This is a genomic window from Novosphingobium sp. AAP93 (genome assembly GCF_001296055.1).
Lineage (GTDB): Bacteria > Pseudomonadota > Alphaproteobacteria > Sphingomonadales > Sphingomonadaceae > Novosphingobium.
Window position 1 is genome coordinate 1 of record NZ_LJHZ01000111.1, and the last position, 19,315, is coordinate 19,315.

At 66.6% G+C, this 19,315-nt stretch carries 14 protein-coding genes; all 14 read left to right on the plus strand.

Annotation, left to right across the window (positions count from 1 at the left end):
• Positions 1–83: 83 nt before the first annotated feature.
• The 14 genes from IP83_RS17050 to IP83_RS17115 all read left to right on the plus strand — a co-directional run bounded on the left by IP83_RS17050 (position 84) and on the right by IP83_RS17115 (position 19,144).
• On the plus strand, positions 84–1,676 hold the full coding sequence (locus IP83_RS17050) for an acyl-CoA dehydrogenase family protein (protein WP_054123441.1): 1,593 nt from the start codon (positions 84–86) through the stop codon (positions 1,674–1,676).
• Positions 1,676–2,533: a hypothetical protein gene (locus tag IP83_RS17055; protein ID WP_054123442.1), complete on the plus strand. Its 858-nt coding sequence runs from the start codon at positions 1,676–1,678 to the stop codon at positions 2,531–2,533. The genes IP83_RS17050 and IP83_RS17055 overlap by 1 nt, the downstream gene beginning before the upstream one ends.
• On the plus strand, positions 2,530–3,486 hold the full coding sequence (locus IP83_RS17060; RefSeq protein WP_156309816.1) for an NAD(P)H-binding protein: 957 nt from the start codon (positions 2,530–2,532) through the stop codon (positions 3,484–3,486). Before IP83_RS17055 ends, IP83_RS17060 begins: the two co-directional genes overlap by 4 nt.
• A complete protein-coding gene (locus IP83_RS17065; protein ID WP_197274419.1) occupies positions 3,486–4,415 on the plus strand; it encodes an alpha/beta fold hydrolase in 930 nt (309 codons plus the stop codon). Before IP83_RS17060 ends, IP83_RS17065 begins: the two co-directional genes overlap by 1 nt.
• Positions 4,416–4,501: 86 nt before the next feature.
• The gene (locus IP83_RS17070; RefSeq protein WP_054123443.1) at positions 4,502–5,455 is read left to right on the plus strand and encodes a YeeE/YedE thiosulfate transporter family protein; all 954 of its coding nucleotides are present in this window, start codon (positions 4,502–4,504) and stop codon (positions 5,453–5,455) included.
• A gap of 132 nt (positions 5,456–5,587) precedes the next feature.
• On the plus strand, positions 5,588–8,578 hold the full coding sequence (locus tag IP83_RS17075; protein WP_054123444.1) for a TonB-dependent receptor: 2,991 nt from the start codon (positions 5,588–5,590) through the stop codon (positions 8,576–8,578).
• A 110-nt stretch (positions 8,579–8,688) separates the two neighbouring features.
• Positions 8,689–10,215, plus strand: coding sequence for a tryptophan halogenase family protein (locus tag IP83_RS17080; protein ID WP_054123445.1), 1,527 nt, complete (start codon positions 8,689–8,691; stop codon positions 10,213–10,215).
• Positions 10,212–10,931 (plus strand): SapC family protein, encoded by a 720-nt coding sequence (locus IP83_RS17085; RefSeq protein WP_054123446.1) that lies wholly within the window; start codon positions 10,212–10,214, stop codon positions 10,929–10,931. The genes IP83_RS17080 and IP83_RS17085 overlap by 4 nt, the downstream gene beginning before the upstream one ends.
• Complete coding sequence (locus IP83_RS17090; protein ID WP_054123447.1) at positions 10,924–11,955, plus strand: cupin-like domain-containing protein; 1,032 nt, start codon at positions 10,924–10,926, stop codon at positions 11,953–11,955. The genes IP83_RS17085 and IP83_RS17090 overlap by 8 nt, the downstream gene beginning before the upstream one ends.
• Complete coding sequence (locus tag IP83_RS17095) at positions 11,952–13,454, plus strand: tryptophan halogenase family protein (RefSeq protein WP_054123448.1); 1,503 nt, start codon at positions 11,952–11,954, stop codon at positions 13,452–13,454. Before IP83_RS17090 ends, IP83_RS17095 begins: the two co-directional genes overlap by 4 nt.
• Entirely contained in the window at positions 13,451–14,383 is a 933-nt protein-coding gene (locus IP83_RS17100; RefSeq protein WP_054123454.1) for a family 16 glycosylhydrolase, read from the plus strand. The genes IP83_RS17095 and IP83_RS17100 overlap by 4 nt, the downstream gene beginning before the upstream one ends.
• Positions 14,384–14,387: 4 nt before the next feature.
• A complete protein-coding gene (locus IP83_RS17105; RefSeq protein WP_054123449.1) occupies positions 14,388–15,452 on the plus strand; it encodes a LacI family DNA-binding transcriptional regulator in 1,065 nt (354 codons plus the stop codon).
• On the plus strand, positions 15,445–16,653 hold the full coding sequence (locus IP83_RS17110) for an MFS transporter (RefSeq protein ID WP_054123450.1): 1,209 nt from the start codon (positions 15,445–15,447) through the stop codon (positions 16,651–16,653). The genes IP83_RS17105 and IP83_RS17110 overlap by 8 nt, the downstream gene beginning before the upstream one ends.
• Positions 16,654–16,762: 109 nt before the next feature.
• A complete protein-coding gene (locus IP83_RS17115; protein WP_231625098.1) occupies positions 16,763–19,144 on the plus strand; it encodes a glycoside hydrolase family 3 protein in 2,382 nt (793 codons plus the stop codon).
• Positions 19,145–19,315: the final 171 nt, after the last annotated feature.

The following is a 19,315-nucleotide window of genomic DNA, read 5'->3' on the forward strand; positions in this document are numbered from 1 at the left end:
CGAGCGAAGTCGAGACACCACGCACCGCGCATGGTGTCTCGACTTCGCTCGACACGAACGGGGAGTTTGATTGAGTAATCGCTATGTCCGTGGCCTTGCGCCCATTACTCGAAGAGGCTGAAACCTATCGCGACGCCGCGCGCAGTGCGCTGGCGAGGCGCCTCGCCAATCGCCCGGTCGAGGCAGAGCAGCGCGCCGCGCATGGCTTTGCGTGGATCGCCACCAGCGTCGCCGCGCTGGAGGCTGTCGCGGCTTGGGCCGAAGGCAGCAGCAATCCGCTCGACGCCCATGTCGCGCAGCTCGCCTTTGCCGAGACGCTTGGCCAACTCACCGGCGCGCTCCTGATGGGCCCCGCCGAAATGCTGCGCCCGTCAGATCTCGGGCTTGCAGCCGAAGCGCGCGCATTGGCAGCAGCCGTCGCGCCGCTGCTTGACGCTGACATGGCAGACACCCGCGCTGCCCTCGCCGCTGCACTGGCGGAAGGGCAATGGCCGAGCGAAACCTTCCACGACGAAGCACTCGATGAAATCCGCGCCCAGTTCCGCCGTTTCACCGATGCCGAAATCATCCCCCACGCGCACAAGTGGCATCTCGCCAATGCGCTGATTCCGGACGGGACGGTGGAAGCGATGGCGCAGCTCGGCACCTTCGGCGTGTGCATTCCGGAGGGATATGGCGGCCTCGGCCTCGGCAAGCTCGTGATGTGCCTCGTCAGCGAGGAACTGTCGCGCGGGTGGATCGGTGCGGGATCGCTGGGTACGCGCTCAGAGATCGCGGGCGAACTCATCATGCTCGGCGGCACCGAGGCGCAGAAAGCGCACTGGCTGCCCCGCATCGCCAGCGGCGAGACGCTGCCGGTTGCGGTCTTCACCGAACCCGATGTCGGCTCCGACCTCGGCTCGCTCACCACGCGCGCCGTGCAGGATGCCAGCGGCGACTGGGTGATCCACGGCGCCAAGACCTGGATCACCCACGCCGCCCGCTCGGACGTGATGACGCTGCTGGTGCGGACGCAGCCCGATACGCCGGGCTATGCCGGCCTTTCGATGCTGCTCGTTCCCAAGCCGCGCGGCAGCGAGGACAATCCCTTCCCCGCCGAGGGCATGACCGGCAGCGAGATCGACGTGCTCGGCTATCGCGGCATGCGCGAATATGCGCTCCAGTTCGATGGCATGCGCGCGCCTGCCGAGGCGTTGCTGGGCGGCAAGGAGGGGGCAGGCTTCAAGCAGCTGATGCAGACCTTCGAAGGCGCCCGGATCCAGACCGCCGCGCGCGCCGTCGGCGTCACGCGCCGCGCGCTGGAACTGGGGCTGGACTATGCGCGCCAACGCAAGCAGTTCGGGCAGGCCTTGATCCAGTTCCCGCGCGTTGCCGACAAGCTGGCGGTGATGCTCGCCGAATATGTCACCGCGCGTGAACTCAGCTACGCCGCCGCACGGGCCAAGGACGCAGGACGTCGCTGTGATATCGAGGCGGGCATGGCGAAGCTCCACGCCGCCCGCGCCGCATGGACCGCCGCCGACGCCGCGCTGCAGATTCACGGCGGCAATGGTTATGCGCTCGAATACGAGATCAGCCGCGTACTGTGCGACGCGCGCATCCTCTCGATCTTCGAAGGTGCGGCGGAAATCCAGGCGCAAGTGATCGCGCGCGGGCTGATGGCAGGACGGGGCTGATGGGCGATCACAGCGCATGGATCGGCCGCGAGGAAGTGCGGCACGATACCTTCACGGAAGGCCTCCTTGCCCGCTGGTGCGCCACGCTGGACCGCAATGTCCCCGTCAAGGCCGCCCCGCAAGGCCTCCACTGGTGCCTCTGCACGCCCGATGCGCCGACTGGAACTCTGGGTCCGGACGGCCACCCTAAGCGCGATGATAGCCCCGTCAGCCTGCTCCCGCCGCTCCATCTCGAGCGCCGCATGTGGGCGGCCGGTTCGGTCGAATTTCTCGGTTCGATCACCGTAGGGTCCGCCGTCAAGCGCCGCACCCGCGTGCTGGCCATTACAGAGAAGCAGGGAGGCACCGGTCCGCTGGTCTTCGCCGAACTTGCACACGAGACGTTCGCGGGCGATGCGTTGGCCGTGCGCGAGACGCAGACCCTCGTCTACCGCGACGCCCCGCCGCCCGGCAGCCCGCCCGCGCCGCCACCGCCCGGCGAAAGCCGCTTCGATGCATCGGCATGGGATGTGACCCGCGACGTGCTGCCCTCGCCCGCGCTGCTGTTCCGCTATTCCGCGCTTACGTTCAACACGCACCGCATCCACTATGATCACCCCTACGCGACCGGCACCGAAGGCTATCGCGGCCTTGTCGTCCACGGCCCGCTGATCGCCACGCTGCTGCTCGATCTTGCCCGCCGCACGCTGGAGAGCGAGGCGGCACTCGCGAGGTTCAGCTTCCGCGCGGTCTCCCCCGCCGTGGCCGACGAGCCGCTGCACCTTGCCCTCAGGCAGGAAGACGGCGGCCTCATCCTCGCCGCCCACGCTGCCGACGGGCGGCAGGTCATGGCGGCGAAGGCAGCACCCGCCGCATGAGCCGCGTCGCCCTGCTCGGCGCCACCGGGACCATCGGGCGGGCGGCGGTGCAGGCGCTGGTCGCGGCAAGGCACGATGTCGTCGCGATGGTCCGCAAGGAACCTGCCCTACACCTCCCCGGCGCAACCCTGCGCCGCGCCGACGCGGCCGACCCGGCAAGCCTGATGCATGACGGCTTTGCAGGCGAGCACTTCGACGCGGTCGTCTCGTGCATGGCCTCGCGCACCGGGGTGGCGCGCGATGCCTGGGCGATCGACTACACGGCGCACTGCCACGCCCTCGCGCTTGCCGAGCGCTGCGGCGCGGCTCACTTCGTGCTGCTCTCGGCGATCTGCGTGCAGAAGCCGCGCCTCGCCTTCCAGCAAGCCAAGCTGGCGTTCGAGGCGGACCTCATCGCTTCGGGCCTGCGCTATTCGATCGTGCGCCCCACGGCCTTCTTCAAATCGCTTTCCGGCCAGATCGAGCGGGTCCGCAGCGGCAAGCCCTTCCTGCTGTTCGGCGACGGGACGCTCACCGCCTGCAAGCCCATCAGCAACCGCGATCTGGCCGCCTACATCGCAGGCTGCCTCATCGAACCGGAGCGCTGGAACAAGGTGCTCCCCATCGGCGGCCCCGGCCCGGCGATCACACCGCGCCAACAAGGCGAGGCGCTGTTCGGCATGCTGGGCATGGAGCCGAAGTTTCGCTCCGTCCCGCCCGGCTTCCTCGGTAGCATCGCCGGTGCACTGGGTTTCGCGTCCCGGCTGATCCCCCCGCTTGGGACCAAGGCGGAACTCGCACGGATCGGTCATTATTACGCGACCGAGTCGATGCTCGTGCTGGATCCCGCAACCGGCCGCTATGATGCCGCCATGACGCCGGAAACCGGCAGCGACACCCTGTTCGATCACTACCGCGCGATCATCGTCGGCGAAGCTGCGCCCGATGATCGCGGCGACCACGCGGTGTTCTGATGCTGATGCGGATTGTGCGGTGGGCTTGCGTGTTCCTGCTTCTCGCCATCGCCGCACTTGCCATCTGGCTCTATGCGCCGGACAGGTCGCGCGCCGCCCTCGAAGCCGCCTATCCGGGCGAGTACCGCACCGTGCTCGGCCAGCGCCTGCGTTACCGCGATACCGGCCCGCGCGACGCTCCGGCGCTGATCCTGCTGCACGGCTTCGGCTCCAGCCTCGATACATGGGAGCCCTGGGCCAAGGCGCTTTCCGGAGAGTACCGCGTAGTCCGGCTCGACCTGCCCGGCTTCGGCCTGACCGGGCCTGACCCGACCGGCGATTACTCGGACGAGCGCACCCTCGCGATCCTCGCCGGCCTGATGGACCAGCTCCACCTCCAGCGCGCGACTTTCATCGGCAACTCTCTCGGCGGTCGCTTCGCGTGGGAGTTCGCCGCGCGCTATCCGCAGCGGGTGGACAAGCTGGTGCTGATCTCGCCCGACGGTTTTGCCAGCCCCGGCTTCGAATACGGCAAGGCGCCCGAGGTCCCGCTTGTCATGAACCTCATGCCATGGGTCGGCCCCCGTTCGCTGATCCGCGCCAATCTGGCCCCGGCCTGGGCGCATCCGGACGCGCTGCCCGATGCCGTGCTCGAACGCTACCGCGATCTGCTGCTCGCCCCGGGTGTGCGGCAGGCGATCCTCGACCGCACACGCCAGACGATCCTGTCCGATCCCTCCCCCCGCCTGCGTAGCATTGCCGCCCCCACCTTGCTGCTCTGGGGCGAGCTGGACCAGATGATCCCCGTCCGCAACGCGGAGGACTATCTGCGGCTGATGCCCCGCGCCGCGCTCGTTCGCCTCCCCGGCATGGGCCACGTGCCGTTCGAGGAAAGCCCCGCCGCAGCGCTGCCACCGCTGCAACGCTTCCTTGCCAGCACCAAGCCTTGAAACCAATCCGGGCCGCCGCGCGAATAGCCGCAGAGCGGGAGGGACGGGACTTGCCAAGACCAGCAGCGCAGCGCGCGATCTGACCGATGGAGGGCATCGCACTCCTCAGCCCGGTGTTTGTCCTTGCCGCATGCTGCGCTGGCGTGATGGGCTATGCCATCCGGCGCAGCGGGACCTGCATGGTCACTGCCATCGACGAAATACTCGACGGCCGCCGCACCGAGCGTCTCTTCGCACTTGTCGAAGCCGGGCTTTGGGTATCCGGCTCGATCCTCGTCTGGCGCCATCTCGGCGGCCATACCGCCCTGCCCGTCGGCTATCCACCCAGCGCTGCGAGCGCACTTGGCGGCGTGCTGCTTGGTCTTGGCGCCTTGCTGTCCGGCGCCTGCATGTTCGGCGCCATCGCGCGCATCGGCTCGGGCCAATGGGCCTACCTGCTCACGCCGCTCGGCTATTTCCTGTCCTGCGCCATGTTTTCCGCGCGCTTCGGCCAGCGCCCGCCGATGGTGGGCGGTGCGCCGCTGCTGGACGCCGGCTGGCTGATCGTGCCGCTGACGGTCTTCGCCGCATGGCGCGCCCGGAGTGCATGGCAGGCCGCCCGGCGCGGCGAACTCGCCGCCCATGTCTGGCATCCGCATCAGGCGACCACCGTCATCGGGATCGCCTTCAGCCTGCTGCTCATCCTCGTCGGCCCATGGGCCTATACCTCGGCGCTGCTTGCGCTCGCTGAAGGGCGCCATTCGGGCCTCGTGATCAAGCTGGCGCTGTTCGCCGTCCTGCTCGTCGGCGCCATCGTCGGCGGGTGGAGCGAAGGTTCGCTCCGCCTGCGCCTCCCGCCGCTGGCCGACGCGCTGCGCTGCCTTGCGGGCGGAGCGCTCATGGGTCTGGGCAGTCTGCTGGTGCCGGGCGGGAACGACGAACTGGTCCTGCTTGGCCTGCCATTGCTGCAGCCCTATGCTGCACTTGCCGCCGCCTCCATGGCGCTGGCGATCGTGCTCGGCCGCTTCCTTGTGCGGCCGCAGCCCACCCACGCGCTCTAGGCAAAAAGTGCAAGTATCCTTGCGCGAAACGCGCCCTTGCGGCTTGACGAAGTGAACGTTCTCATCTAGGTGAACGTTCACAATCGGCACTCAACCGGACAAAAGTGCCGGATTTCAGGGGGAAGAATCGCTATGAAAGCATCGCGCAAGCCTGCCTATGCCCACCTCATGCTCGGGGCTTCGGCAGCAGCACTCGCTCTCACCGCGCAGCAAGCCATGGCGCAGGAAGCGGCCCAGCCCGCTCCGCAGGCGGCCAGCAACGACGCGCCCGACGCCATCGTTGTCACCGGCATCCGTGCCTCGCTGAAGAGCTCGCTGAACATCAAGAAGACCGGGATCGGCGTGATCGACGCGATCTCGGCGGAAGACATCGGCAAGTTCCCCGACACCAACCTTGCGGAATCGCTGCAGCGCATCACCGGCGTGTCGATCGACCGCAGCAACGGCGAAGGCCAGTTCGTCACCGTCCGCGGCTTCGGCCCCGATTACAACCTCGTCCTGCTCAACGGCCGCCAGATGCCCGCCTCGAGCCTTGGCGGCTCGAGCGGCGCGCCGGCTTCGCGCAGCTTCGATTTCGCCAACCTCGCATCCGAAGGCATCGCGGGCGTCGAGGTCTACAAGTCGGGCCGCGCCACGCTGGCCACCGGCGGTATCGGCTCGGTGATCAACATCAAGACGCCGCGCCCGCTTGATCGGCCCGGCCTCCATGGCAGCATCGGCGCCAAGGCGCTCTACGACACCTCGGTGTTCCAGGGCGCGGCGGTGAAGCCGGAATTCTCGGGCGTCATCAGCGATACCTTCGCCGACAACCGCATCGGCATCTCGATCAGCGGCTCCTATCAGGATCGCCGCGCGAGCCAGGCCCAGTTCAACGCCGGCTGGCGCGAAGGCTATCTCGGCTACGAAAACAACTGGGGCTCGCTCCCGGTCGACGCCAACGACTGGCGCGGCAACTTCGCGCGCACCGAAAACCGTCCGGGTCCCAACACGGTCTATCAGGTGACGCAGAACGCCGGTTACGACTTCACCACGTTCCGCCGCGAGCGCATCAACGGCCAGGCCGTCGTGCAGTTCAAGCCGACCGACACGCTGGTGGCGACGGTCGACTACACCTTCTCGCAGAACACCATCGATGCCCGCACCAACAGCATCGGCGTGTGGTTCAATCACAACCAGACCAGCAGCAGCTGGACCGATGGCCCCGCTGCCGGCCCCAACTTCTACGCTGAAAGCTTCGGCCCGAACGAAGGCAAGGACCTTGCCATCACCGGCGCGGTCGCGGCCAACCGTTCGCGCAACAAGTCGATCGGCGGCAACCTCAAGTGGGACGGCCCGGGCGGCCTGCGCCTTGAGCTCGACGGCCACCATTCGACCGCCGAGAGCAAGCCCACCGCGCCCTATGGTACCGGCATCGCTGTCGGCAGCGCGATCTATGGTGTGAAGAACCAGAAGGTCGATTTCACCAAGGGCATCCCGGTGATCTCGGTCGAGATGTATCCCGGCGCCGAAATCACCGCCGCCAATATCCGCCCGGCCGGCAACGCCTTCCGCACCGCCTACCAGCGCGACGAGATCAACGAAGTCAGCTTCCGCGGAGGCTATGATTTCGACGCCTCGTTCATCAACAGCCTCGACTTCGGCGTGACCTACACCGAAAACAAGGTGCGTTCGGCCTTCGGCGTGATCCAGAACGACACCTGGGGCGGCACGCTCTCGAAGGCCGATACGCCCGATGATCTCTACACGATCCGTGACTTGCCCAAGGACCTTGCGGGGATCAGTGGTTCGAACGATCCTTCGATCATCCCGAGCTATTTCGACATCAACACTCGCGGGCTGATCACGTTGCTCAACGACCGGATTGGCATCTGCGCCACGGCGGTCACGCCCGGTACCTGCCTTGCCCGGTTCGACCGCGACCGGACGACGCGCGAGCGCACCATCGCGCCCTACCTCCAGACAACGCACACTTTCGATCTCGGCGAGAACCCGGCACACCTGCGGCTTGGTCTGCGCTACGAGCGGACCAAGGTTGACTCGACCGCGCTCGTTCCCGTGCCCACCGGCACCGTGTGGACCGGCGGCAACGAAACCGCGATCGTCTACGGCAGCGAAAGCTCGTTCGTCACCCGCAAGGGCGAATACTCGAACTGGCTGCCGGCAGTCGATTTCGACATGTCGCCGTTCAAGAACGTCAAGTTCCGCGTGTCGTACAGCCACACGATCACCCGTCCGGATTACAACAGCCTGCAGGGCGGGACGACGCTTGACTCGCCGATCCGCATAGGTGGCAGCACCGGCGCGAGCGGCAACCCGGACCTGCTTCCCTACAAGTCGAAGGGCGTCGATATCTCGGGCGAGTGGTACTACGGGCCGACCAGCTACATCTCGATCGGCTTCTTCCACAAGGTGGTGAAGAACTACATCAACCAGACGCAGGTCAATCAGCCCGCGTTCGGCTTGACCAATGCCGCTGCCGGCGATCGGGCGCGTGAAGCGCGTGCTGCACTGGGCTCCGATGCCACCGCACAGTCGATCCTGAACTATATCGGCAACAAGTATCCGCAGACCGTCGCCGGCCGGGATGGCGCCGGAAACGTGACAGGCGTGAAGTCGCTGGCTGACGATCCGCTGGTGAACTTCATCATCACGCAGCCGACCAACAGCAATCAGCAGGCACGTGTCTATGGCTGGGAATTCGCCATCCAGCACAGCTTCTGGAACACCGGTTTCGGCACGATCCTGAACTACACCATCGTCAAGAGCGACACCAAGTTCAACAATGCCTTGCGCTACACCGTCCCGCAGTTCGCTGTCACCGGCATCAGCGACAGCGCGAACGCGGTACTCTACTACGACAAGAAGGGCCTTCAGGCCCGTATCGCCTACAACTGGCGTGCCGGCTTCCTTGGTGGCTACGGGTTCGATCCCTACTACACCAATGCCTATGGCCAGTGGGACATGAGCGCGAGCTACGAGATCAAGAAGGGTGTCACGGTTTTCGCCGAAGGCATCAACATCACCAACGCGAGCCGCAAGGGTCACCAGCGCAACGACCAGACCGTGTTCTTCGCGGCACCGGGTTATGCCCGCTGGGCAGGTGGTGCCCGCTTCACCTTCTGACAAGTTCTCCCCTTCCAGAAGGTCTGCAACCTGCAAGAGCCGCACTGCATCGCGCGGTGCGGCTCTTCTTTTTGGCAAGCACGGCCCATGTGCGCTAAGGTCGCGTTTCGATGAGCAACCCGATCCAGCATATCGTGATCGTCGGCGGCGGCACCGCCGGTTGGCTTTCCGCGTGCCTCCTCGCCGCGCGGCTGCCGGACAAGCGCGTGACACTGGTCGAGGCGCCCGATATCCCGACCATCGGCGTGGGCGAAGGCACCTGGCCGACGATGCGCGAGACCCTTGCGACCATCGGCATCCCGGAGGCGGAGTTTCTCACCGAATGCGACGCAGCCTTCAAGCAGGGCTCACGCTTTGATGGCTGGCGCGATGGTTCGGCGCAGGACAGCTATCTCCACCCCTTCAGCGCTCCACCGGCCGCCGACATGCAAGGGCTTGCCGCCGGATGGCAGGCAAGCGGTCAGCAAGGCCCCTTTGCTGCGGCGATCACTCCGCAGCATGCCGTTTGCGCCGCAAACCTTGCACCGCGCCAGCGCACCATGCCGGATTACGCCGGCGCCCTGAACTATGGCTACCACCTCGATGCCGGCAAGTTCGCCGCGCTGCTGATGCGGCACGGGACCAAGCGCCTGCGCGTCAAGCGGATTGCCGCACATGTCACCGGCGTCACCCGTGCAGCAAACGGCGATATCGCTGCACTCATGCTGCGTGATGGCGAACCGCTTGCAGGCGATCTTTTCCTCGACTGCTCCGGTCAGGCGGGCATCCTCATCGCAGGCGAATGCGGCGCCGATTGGATCGACCGTAGCGATGTCTCGTTCAACGACCGTGCACTCGCCGTTCAGGTCCCGGTCGAGCCCGGCAGCCCCATTGCGGCGCAGACGATCGGCACGGCGCACGAAGCTGGCTGGCTGTGGGATATCGGCCTGCCAACCCGCCGCGGCATCGGCTGCATCTATGCCTCGCGCTTTCTTTCGGATGAGCGCGCGGAGGAAATCCTGCGCGGCTATGTCGCGGCCAAGGTTCCCGGCGCCGATGCGGCCAGCCTCACCCCGCGCAAGCTTGCTTTCAAGACCGGCCACCGTGACCGCTTCTGGATCGGCAATTGCCTCGCCGTGGGACTCTCCGCCGGGTTCATCGAGCCGCTCGAAGCTTCGGCCATCGTGCTGATCGAACTTTCGCTGAAGGCGCTGGCCGAGAACTTCCCGCAGAGCCGCGCCAGCATGGATATCCACGCCGCGCGGTTCAACGAGCTGTTCCGTTATCGCTGGGACCGCGTGGTCGAATTTCTCAAGCTTCACTACGTGCCGAGCCAGCGTACCGAGCCCTATTGGCAGGCCCAGCGCGCGCCCGAAACGATCCCGCCGCGCCTCGCCGAATGTCTCGCGCTGTGGCGCGAGCAGCAACCCTCGGCATGGGATTTCCCGCGTGTCGACGAGATGTTCCCCGCCGCCAGCCAGCAATATGTGCTCCACGGGATGGGCCTGCCGGTTCCGCTGAGCGGAGCGTCTCCCTCGCCCGCCCGCCTCGCCGATGTGGCGGCCAAGGCCCGCGCGCTCGCCGCCGCGCTGCCGACAACCCGCGACTACCTCGACCGTCTCGCCGCGCAGACCGCGGCTGCCAGGATACCCGCATGAGCCAGCACCAGATCCTCAACCCCGCCGACCACGGCCAGCTTCGCATCCACACCGAAGCCGGCGCAGAGTATGGCGACAATGTCATGGCCAGCCTCGCCATGCCGGCCGAGTTCCGCGAGGTGCAGGCGCATTATCCCATCGTTTTCCGCCGCGACGCGGAGACAGGCAAGCTTGCCGCGCTGGCGCTGTTCGGGTTCGAGGCGGGCGAGAACCTGTTCCTGAACGGAAGCACATGGGAAGCCCGCTACCGCCCGATGGCCCATGCGGTACAACCCTTCCTCATCGGCCGCGCGGCTGAGGAAGGCGCCCCGCCGCAAGTCCATATCGACATGGGCCACGCGCGCGTTTCCACCAACGGTGAAGGCATGCGCGTGTTCGACGATGCGGGCACGGCGACGCCCTATCTCGAAGCCATCGCCAACATGCTCGGCGATCTCGATTATGCCTGGCATGAGAGCGAGGCCTTCTTCACCGCGCTCGAAGCCTACAGCCTCGTCGAGCCGTTCAGCCTCGAAGTCACGCTCGACAACGGCGCGGTCCAGACGCTCGTCGGCTTCCAGACGATCCATGAGGAGCGGCTTGCCGGTCTTGACGGAGAAGCGCTGGCGGCGCTGATGGCGGAGGGACACCTTGCGCGCATCTATATGGTGCTCGCCAGCCTCGCGCAGTTCGGCGGCCTTGTCGCACGCAAGAACCGCAAGGTCGCGCTTGGCTGAGGCTGACGCCTCGATCTTCGCCGCGATGCCTGCGGTGGAGGAGCGCACGGTGCAGGATGCCGCCGCGCTCGATGCCATGCTGCAAGGCGCGCGCACGCCGTTCGTGATCCGCGGGCTGGTGCGAGATTGGCCGCTGGTGCAGGCGGGATTGACGTCGGCCCGCGCGGCCCGCGCCTACCTGGTCGAACGCGCGCGCCCCGTCCCGTTCTCGGTTTCGCTCGGTCAGCCCGGCAAGGACGGCCGCCTGTTCTACGCCGACGACATGGAAATGAATTTCCGCGAGGCCCGCGGCAAGCTGGCGGATATCTTTAGCGGCATGGACGCCAACGAAGGCCGCGCGGATGCGCCCGCGATCTACCTCGGCTCGATCGACGTGCCGACGCACTTCACCACCGTCGCCGCCGAAAACACAGTCGACCTCGGCAAGCGGGAGCCGATCGTCAGCCTCTGGATCGGCACCCCTACCCGCATCGCCGCGCACAACGACTTCCCGGACAATCTCGCCTGCTGCGCCGCCGGACGCCGCCGCTTCACGCTGTTTCCGCCCGACCAGTTCGCCAGCCTGCACCTGGGGCCCATCGACAATACCCCGGCGGGGCGCGCTGTCTCGATGGTCGATTTCCACGCGCCCGATCTCGATCTGTACCCGCGCTTCGCCGAGGCACTGGCCCACGCGCAAGTCGCGGTGCTGGAGCCGGGCGATGCGCTGTTCATCCCTTCGATGTGGTGGCACCACGTTGAAGGCCTCGCTCCGTTCAACGTGCTGATGAACTACTGGTGGCGCGATACGCCGCGCTGGCTCGGGCAACCGCAGGACGCCCTGAACCACGCGATCCTCTCGATCCGCGACTTGCCGGCCGAAGACAAGGCGATCTGGCGCGCGCTGTTCGACCACTACGTCTTCGAAAATGGCCCCGACGTCACCGCCCATCTCCCCGAAGGCGGGCGCGGCATTCTGGATCCGCTCGATCCTGCCGCCGCCGGACGCCTCCGTTCGTTTCTGCTAAGGACACTCAGCAAATGACTGGAACTTACGCCAAGCGCCGTGTCGTGATCGCCGGTGGTGGCACCGCCGGATGGATGGCCGCCGCCGCGCTTGCCCGCACGATGGGCGATGCGATCGATCTCGTGCTGGTCGAATCCGAAGCCATCGGCACGATCGGCGTCGGTGAAAGCACGATCCCGCCGTTGGTTGCCTACAACCGCCTGCTCGGCATTGGCGAAGCCGACTTCATGCGTTCGACGCAGGCCACCTTCAAGCTCGGCATCAATTTCGAGAACTGGCGCGTGGAGGGGGAAAACTACTTCCACTCGTTCGGGATCACCGGCCGCGACCACTGGAGCGCGGGCTTCCAGCACTTCTGGATGCACGGCCTGACGAAGGGCCACAAGGCGAGCTACGACGACTATTGCATTGAACTGCAGGCCGCGATGAAGTCCAAATTCGCACACCTGCCGGACAACCGCATCAACTACGCCTACCAGCTCGATTCCGGCCTCTACGCCGTGTTCCTGCGCAAGCTGGCCGAGGCGGACGGCTGCCGCCACGTCGAGGGCAAGATCGCCGAAGTCCAGCTTCATCCCGAGACCGGCGACATTGCCGCGCTGCGCCTGGAGTCGGGCCAGCGGATCGAGGGCGATCTGTTCCTCGACTGCACCGGCTTCCGCGCGCTGCTGATGGAAGGCGCACTCCACGTCGGGTATGACGACTGGACGCACTGGCTGCCCTGCGATTCCGCGATAGCCGTGCAGACCGCCAGCGTCCGCCCGCCCGTGCCCTACACCCGCGCCATCGCGCATGATGCCGGTTGGCAGTGGCGCATTCCGCTGCAGCATCGCGGCGGCAACGGCATCGTCTATTGCAGCCGCTATCTTTCGCAGGACGCCGCACTCGAAAGGCTGCTGGGCACGGTAGAAGGCGAGGTTCTCACAAAGCCCAACGTGATCCGCTTCACCACCGGCGCGCGGCGCAAGCAGTGGCACCGCAATTGCGTCGCCATCGGGCTTTCCGGCGGGTTCATGGAGCCGCTGGAATCGACCTCCATCCACCTCATCCAGCGCGCCATCCTGCGCGTCATCCGCATGATGCCGATGGGCGAGATCAGCCCGCGTGATGTCGCGGAATTCAACGATCAGCAGCTCACCGACATGGAGCAGATCCGCGACTTCCTTATCCTCCACTACAAGGCGACCGACCGGCGCGACAGCCCGTTCTGGCGCCAGTGCGCGGGCATGGATATCCCGGAGAGCCTCACTCACAAGATCGAGCTGTTCCGCGAAACCGGCCGCGTCTTCCGCAAGAACGAGGAGCTCTTCGTCGAGAACAGCTGGGTGCAGGTGATGATGGGCCAGGGCATCATGCCGAAGAGCTACCACCCCGTCGCCACGAAGCTGTCGGATGCCGAACTCGCGCATCTCCTCGCGGGTCTGCGCGACAGCGTCGCGAAGACGGTGGCGGGGCTTCCCGATCACCATGCCTATGTCGCGCAGTATTGCGGCGCGCAGGAGGCGCGCGCGGCGTGATCCGGCACTGGCTCACGCTCGCCGCGATAGCATTGCCGCTGCAAGCGCAGGCTGCATCGGATTGGCAACTCGTCTGGTCGGATGAGTTCAATGACCCGGCCATCGATGCTTCGAAATGGAGCTTCGATGTCGACTGCTGGGGCGGCGGCAACAACGAACGCCAGTGCTATTCCGACCGGCCGGACAACGCGCGCATCGAAAACGGCGCGCTCGTGATCACCGCGCTGCGCGAGAACGTGACTGGTCCTGCCCTCCCCGCCAATCAGCGCAAGGATCCGTCAAAGCCGGGCGATCTGGTGAAGCGCGACTTTTCCTCCGCCCGCCTCACCACGCACGGAAAGGCCGCATGGCGCTATGGCCGCGTCGAGGTACGCGCCAGCCTGCCGCAAGGCCAGGGGACGTGGCCCGCCATCTGGATGCTGCCCGAAGCCAGTACCTATGGCCGATGGGCGGCCTCTGGCGAGATCGACATCCTCGAAGCCGTCAACCTTGGCGTGCCTTGCAAGGGGTGCCCCGGCGGCAAGGAAGACACGATCCTCGGCACTCTCCACTTCGGCAAGCCTTGGCCGGGCAACGCGCACAAGGGGGAGGAAGTCCACCGCCCTGCCGTGCTTTCAGGCTTCCACACCTACACCATCGAATGGCAACCGGACCAGATCGTCTGGCAGTTCGACGGCGAGACTTATGCCGTCCGCAAGCGCGAGGAGTGGTTCACTTCCGGCTCCAACGCGTCGGGCGCGCCGTTCGACCAGCCCTTTCACCTCATCCTCAACCTTGCCTTCGGTGGCGGGCTTGCGGAATCTCGGGGGCTTAAGGGCATCTCGAATACCAATTTTCCCAAGCGCTTCTTGATCGATTGGGTGCGCGTCTGGCAAAAGCCGGAAATGACCGCCAGCACTGCGCCGGGCGGACCAGCGGGGAGCGAGTAAGCGCATGGCGAGGCGTCGTCAGGCGGTCACGATCAGGCACGTTGCGGCAGATGTCGGGGTCTCGCTCCAGACCGTCAGCCGCGTCATCAACAACGAGCCGAACGTCCGCCCCGAACTCAAGGAACGCGTGCAGGAGGCGATCACGCGCCTCGGCTATGTGCCGTCCATCGCTGCCCAGCGCATGAGCGGTTCGCGCTCGTATCTGATCCTCGCCTTGAACGACCGCGACCGCACCATCGCCGATTGGCGCGCGCGGCAGGGCACAGACTGGGTCGACCAGATGCTGCTCGGCGGCATGCTCAAGTGTGCCGAACATGGCTATCGGATGATCGTCGAACTGGTCGATACGCACAGCGACCATGTCGAGCGCGAACTCCTCGCCGCGATTGCCGCGCTGCAGCCCGATGGAATCATCCTCACCCCGCCGCACTCGGACAATCCGCAGATCGTGCGCTGCCTTGCCGATCAGCAGATCCCGTTCGCGCGCATCGGCTCCAAGGCCAGGGATGCCGGGATGCCGATCCTGATGGACGACGAAGGCGCGGCCGCCACCGCCACGCGCCATCTGGTCGATCACGGCCACCGCCGCATCGGCTTCATCGCGGGCGCGGCGGAATACAACCTGAGCGGCTGGCGCGTCGACGGCTGGAAAGCCGCGATGGCAGAGGCCGGACTGCCGACAGACGATCTGCTGCAGAAAGGCGACTTCACCTACGCCTCGGGCGAATGTGCCGCGCGTGCCCTTCTCTCCCTGCCGAACCCGCCCACTGCCATCATCGCAAGCAGCGACCAGATGGCGCTGGCAACGCTCGAAGTCGCGCGTCAGGCGGGCCTTGCCGTGCCCCGCGATCTTTCGCTCATCAGCTTCGACAACACGCCGATGATGCAGTTCACCCAGCCCCCGCTGACCGCTGTCGACCAACCCATCGCGGCGACCGCCTCGAAGGCGGTGGAACTGATCATCGCGGCGCAAAAGGGCGATTGCCTGCCCGAGGCGGTCACCGTGATACCCGCCAGCCTTGTCGCGCGCGGTTCGATCGCCGATGTCAGGCAAACCGTGAGTGCCTGATCAGCCCGGCGCGGCCCCGCTGCGCCAGCCCCTGTGGTTCCTCGTGCTCTATGCGCTCGCATGGGCCGGCGGCGCGATTGCCTATGTCCCGTTCCTCACCATCCTGCTGCCTGTACGCATCGCCGCGCTGGTGCCGGGCGAGCAGGCGATCATGTGGCTCTCCGCCATCGCCTTCTGCGGCGCAATCTCGGCAAGCGTCGGCCATATCCTGTTCGGCTGGCTGAGCGACATAACGGGAGCGCGCCGTCCGTGGGTCGCGCTCGGCCTTGCGCTGTCGTGCGTGCTGCTGCTCGTCGTCCCTGCGGCGCACAGCCTGCAGGCGATCATCGCGGTCGTGGTGCTGTGGCAGCTCGGGCTGAACATGATGCTGGCGCCGCTGGCGGCATGGGGTGCGGACTGCGTGCCTGATGGCCAGAAGGGTCTGCTCGGCGGCTTGCTGGCCTTTGCGCCCGGCCTTGGCGCGCTGGCAGGCGCAGTGGTCACGATCCCGGGCCTCGCGACCGCCGATGGCCGGCTAGTCGTTGTCGCAGCCATTGTTGCAGCGGCAGTGCTCCCGGCGCTCCTGATGTGGAACCGTGCCGGAGCCAACACCCCGGCAGTGCCCGCCACGCCGCGGACAGGACCGCAGAACCGCCGTCACGCTGCCATCCGCATGTGGGCGGCGCGGCTGCTGGTCCAAGTTGCCGAGGCTGCCTTGTTCTCGTTCCTCTACCTCTGGCTGCGCTCGATCGATCCCGGCGTGCAGGATCACCTCACCGCGCGGGTATTCAGCACGGTTCTCGTGCTGTCGGCTCCCGCCGCGCTGCTTGCCGGGCGGTGGGCGGACAAGCGGCGGCAGCCGTTCCTGCCGCTGGTTATCTGCACCCTCGTCGCGCCCATCGGCCTTGTCGGGATGGCGCTTGCGACGACTGTTCCGGCCGGCATCGCGAGTTACGCCGTGTTCGGCTTCTCGACCTCGATCTTCCTCGCGCTCCATTCCGCGCAGACCTTGCGCACCTTGCCCGACAGCAACCGGCGTGGGCGCGATCTCGGCCTGTTCAATCTCACCAACACGATGCCCTCGCTGGTGATGCCGTGGTTCACCATAGCTTTGGTGCCGTGGTTCGGCTTTTCGGGGCTGTTTCTGCTGTTTGCTGCACTTGCACTTGTTGCTGCAGCATTGCTGGCCGAACTTCGCTCCGATCCGGACTCCGATAGCTGAAACCACCGCTTGATTTTGATGCTTTCTCATGCGACGAACGCGATTGAGAACGTTCACAGAATACAAGGGAAGGGTGGGAATGATGGTTCGGCGCGCGCTTTTGGCTGCCATGTTACTGGCGTCAGGGAGCGCCATTGCTGCGCCCACCGATCATTCCAGCACGGCCCATCCCGCGCTCTGGCCCGCCGCGCACAGCCCCGCCGCGATCACCAGCGCCGAGACCGAGCGCCGCATTGCCCGCATGATCGCGGCGATGACGCTCGAGCAGAAAGTCGGCCAGATGATTCAGGCGGACATCAGCGCGATTACCCCCGAAGACCTCGCCCGATACCCGCTCGGCTCGATCCTCGCGGGTGGCAATTCCGGCCCTTACGGCGATGAGCGCGGCGATGCAGCCAAGTGGTCGAAGCTGGTCCACGAATTCCGGGCGGCCTCGGCCAAGGCTGGCGCGGGCATCCCGATCCTCTTCGGCATCGACGCGGTCCACGGCCATTCCAACGTGCCGGGCGCGACGATCTTCCCGCACAACATCGGGCTCGGCGCGGCGCATGATCCCGCGCTCATCCAGCGCATCGGCGAAGTGACGGCCATCGAAGTCGCCGCCAGCGGCATCGACTGGACGTTCGCGCCCACGCTCGCCGTGCCGCAGGACTTGCGCTGGGGCCGCAGCTATGAAGGCTACGCGGCCGATCCCGCATTGGTAGCAAGCTATGCCACGGCCATGACCATCGGCCTGCAAGGCGCGCTTGTGCCCGGCAAGCCGCTCGCCGCCGACCGCGTCGCGGCCACGGCCAAGCACTACCTCGCCGACGGCGGCACCGATGGCGGCAAGGACCAGGGCGACGCGCTGGTTTCCGAACGCGAACTCGTGGAGAAGCACGCGCAGGGCTATCCGCCGGCGATCAATGCCGGTGCATTGACCGTGATGGCCAGCTTCTCCAGCTGGAACGGCGCCAAGAACCACGGCAACCAGAGCCTGCTCACCGACGTGCTCAAGGGCCGGATGGGCTTCGAGGGCCTCGTCGTCGGCGATTGGAACGGCCACGGCCAGATCCCCGGCTGCACTGTCACCGATTGCCCGAAAACCTTCACTGCCGGTCTCGACCTCGCGATGGCGCCCAACAGCTGGAAGGGGCTCTACGAAGCCACCTTGCGCGAGGCCAGGGACGGCACGCTGCCGATGGCGCGCATCGATGATGCCGTGGCCCGCATCCTGCGCGTCAAGGCCAAGCTCGGCCTGCTCGGCGCGCATCCGGTCGATCGCGGCAATCCCTCGGTCGTCGGCAGCGATGCACACCTCGCGGTCGCGCGCGAAGCCGCCGCCAAGTCGCTCGTCCTCCTCAAGAACAACGGCGGCGTCCTCCCGCTGAAGCCCGGCGCCAAGGTACTGATCACCGGCCCGGGCGCGGACAACATGGCGATGCAGGCTGGTGGCTGGACCATCACGTGGCAGGGTACCGACACCACCGCCGCCGATTTTCCCAAGGGCCACACCATCGGCCGCGCCATCGCCGCCGCAGTGAAGGACGCGGGCGGCAGCGCAGCCCTCTCGGCAGACGGCAGCTTCACCGACAGGCCCGACGTTGCAGTCGTCGTCTATGGCGAGCAGCCCTACGCCGAATTCCAGGGCGACATGCCCAACATCGCCTTCCGCGATCATGCGGGCGAGACGGCCATGCTCGCCAAGCTCAAGGCACAAGGGATCAAGGTCGTCTCGGTGTTCCTCTCGGGCCGCCCCTTGTTCACCGGTCCCGAAATCAACGCCTCCGATGCGTTTGTCGCGGCATGGCTGCCCGGCACCCAAGGCGAAGGCGTCGCCGATGTCCTCGTCGCCCGCAAGGATGGCAAGCCTGCGCGCGGCTTTACCGGCAAGCTGTCCTTCCCCTGGCCGGCCGATGCGGTCTCGCCGGTCAAGACCCCGCTGTTCGCGGCCGGGTACGGTCTGACCTATGCCAGCAAGGCGGCGGTCGGCCCGGTCAACGAAGACCCCAAGGTCGATCTCGTCGCCTCGGCCAGCGAAGGCGTCTATTTCGCGCTGGGCAAAGTCCCCTCTCCCTGGCACCTCAGCCTCGATCCGGGCATTGCCGCCCGCGCGGTCGATCTTGGCGCACAGGAAGATGCGCAAGCGTTCGTGTGGAGCGAAGCAGGCGCCATCGGCATCGATGGCCCGCCGGTCGATCTGATGCGCCAGCTCGACGAGGAATTCGCGCTGAAGCTGGAAGGCAAGCTCGATGCTGCCGCCGGGCCCATCGCGGTAACCATGGCGGGCGCCACGCTCAAGATCACCCCGCCTGCCGGTCCGATGACGGTGCGCATCCCGCTGCGCTGCTTCCTCGAGGCAGGAGCGAACTTCAAGGCGGTCGGTACGCCGCTGCGCATCGCCGGTGACAAGGGCCTCGTGCTCACCTTGCGCGGCGCCAGCATCGAAGGCGTCGGCCAAACCATCGCCTGCCCGGCTAGAGCACTTTCCGGCCAATCTGGTTCACCCTGATTGCTCTTGGAAGCTTCTCGGCAAGGAGCGCCGAGCCGCACGGGCTGGTAGCCCGTGCAAACGGCGCGACGCTGTCCGAGGGGCTTCCAAGAGCAACCCCGAAGGGGCGGGCCGCTTTTGGCCCATCGCAGCGTTGCTCGTCGGTCACTATATGCCAGCATAGCTCCCTCC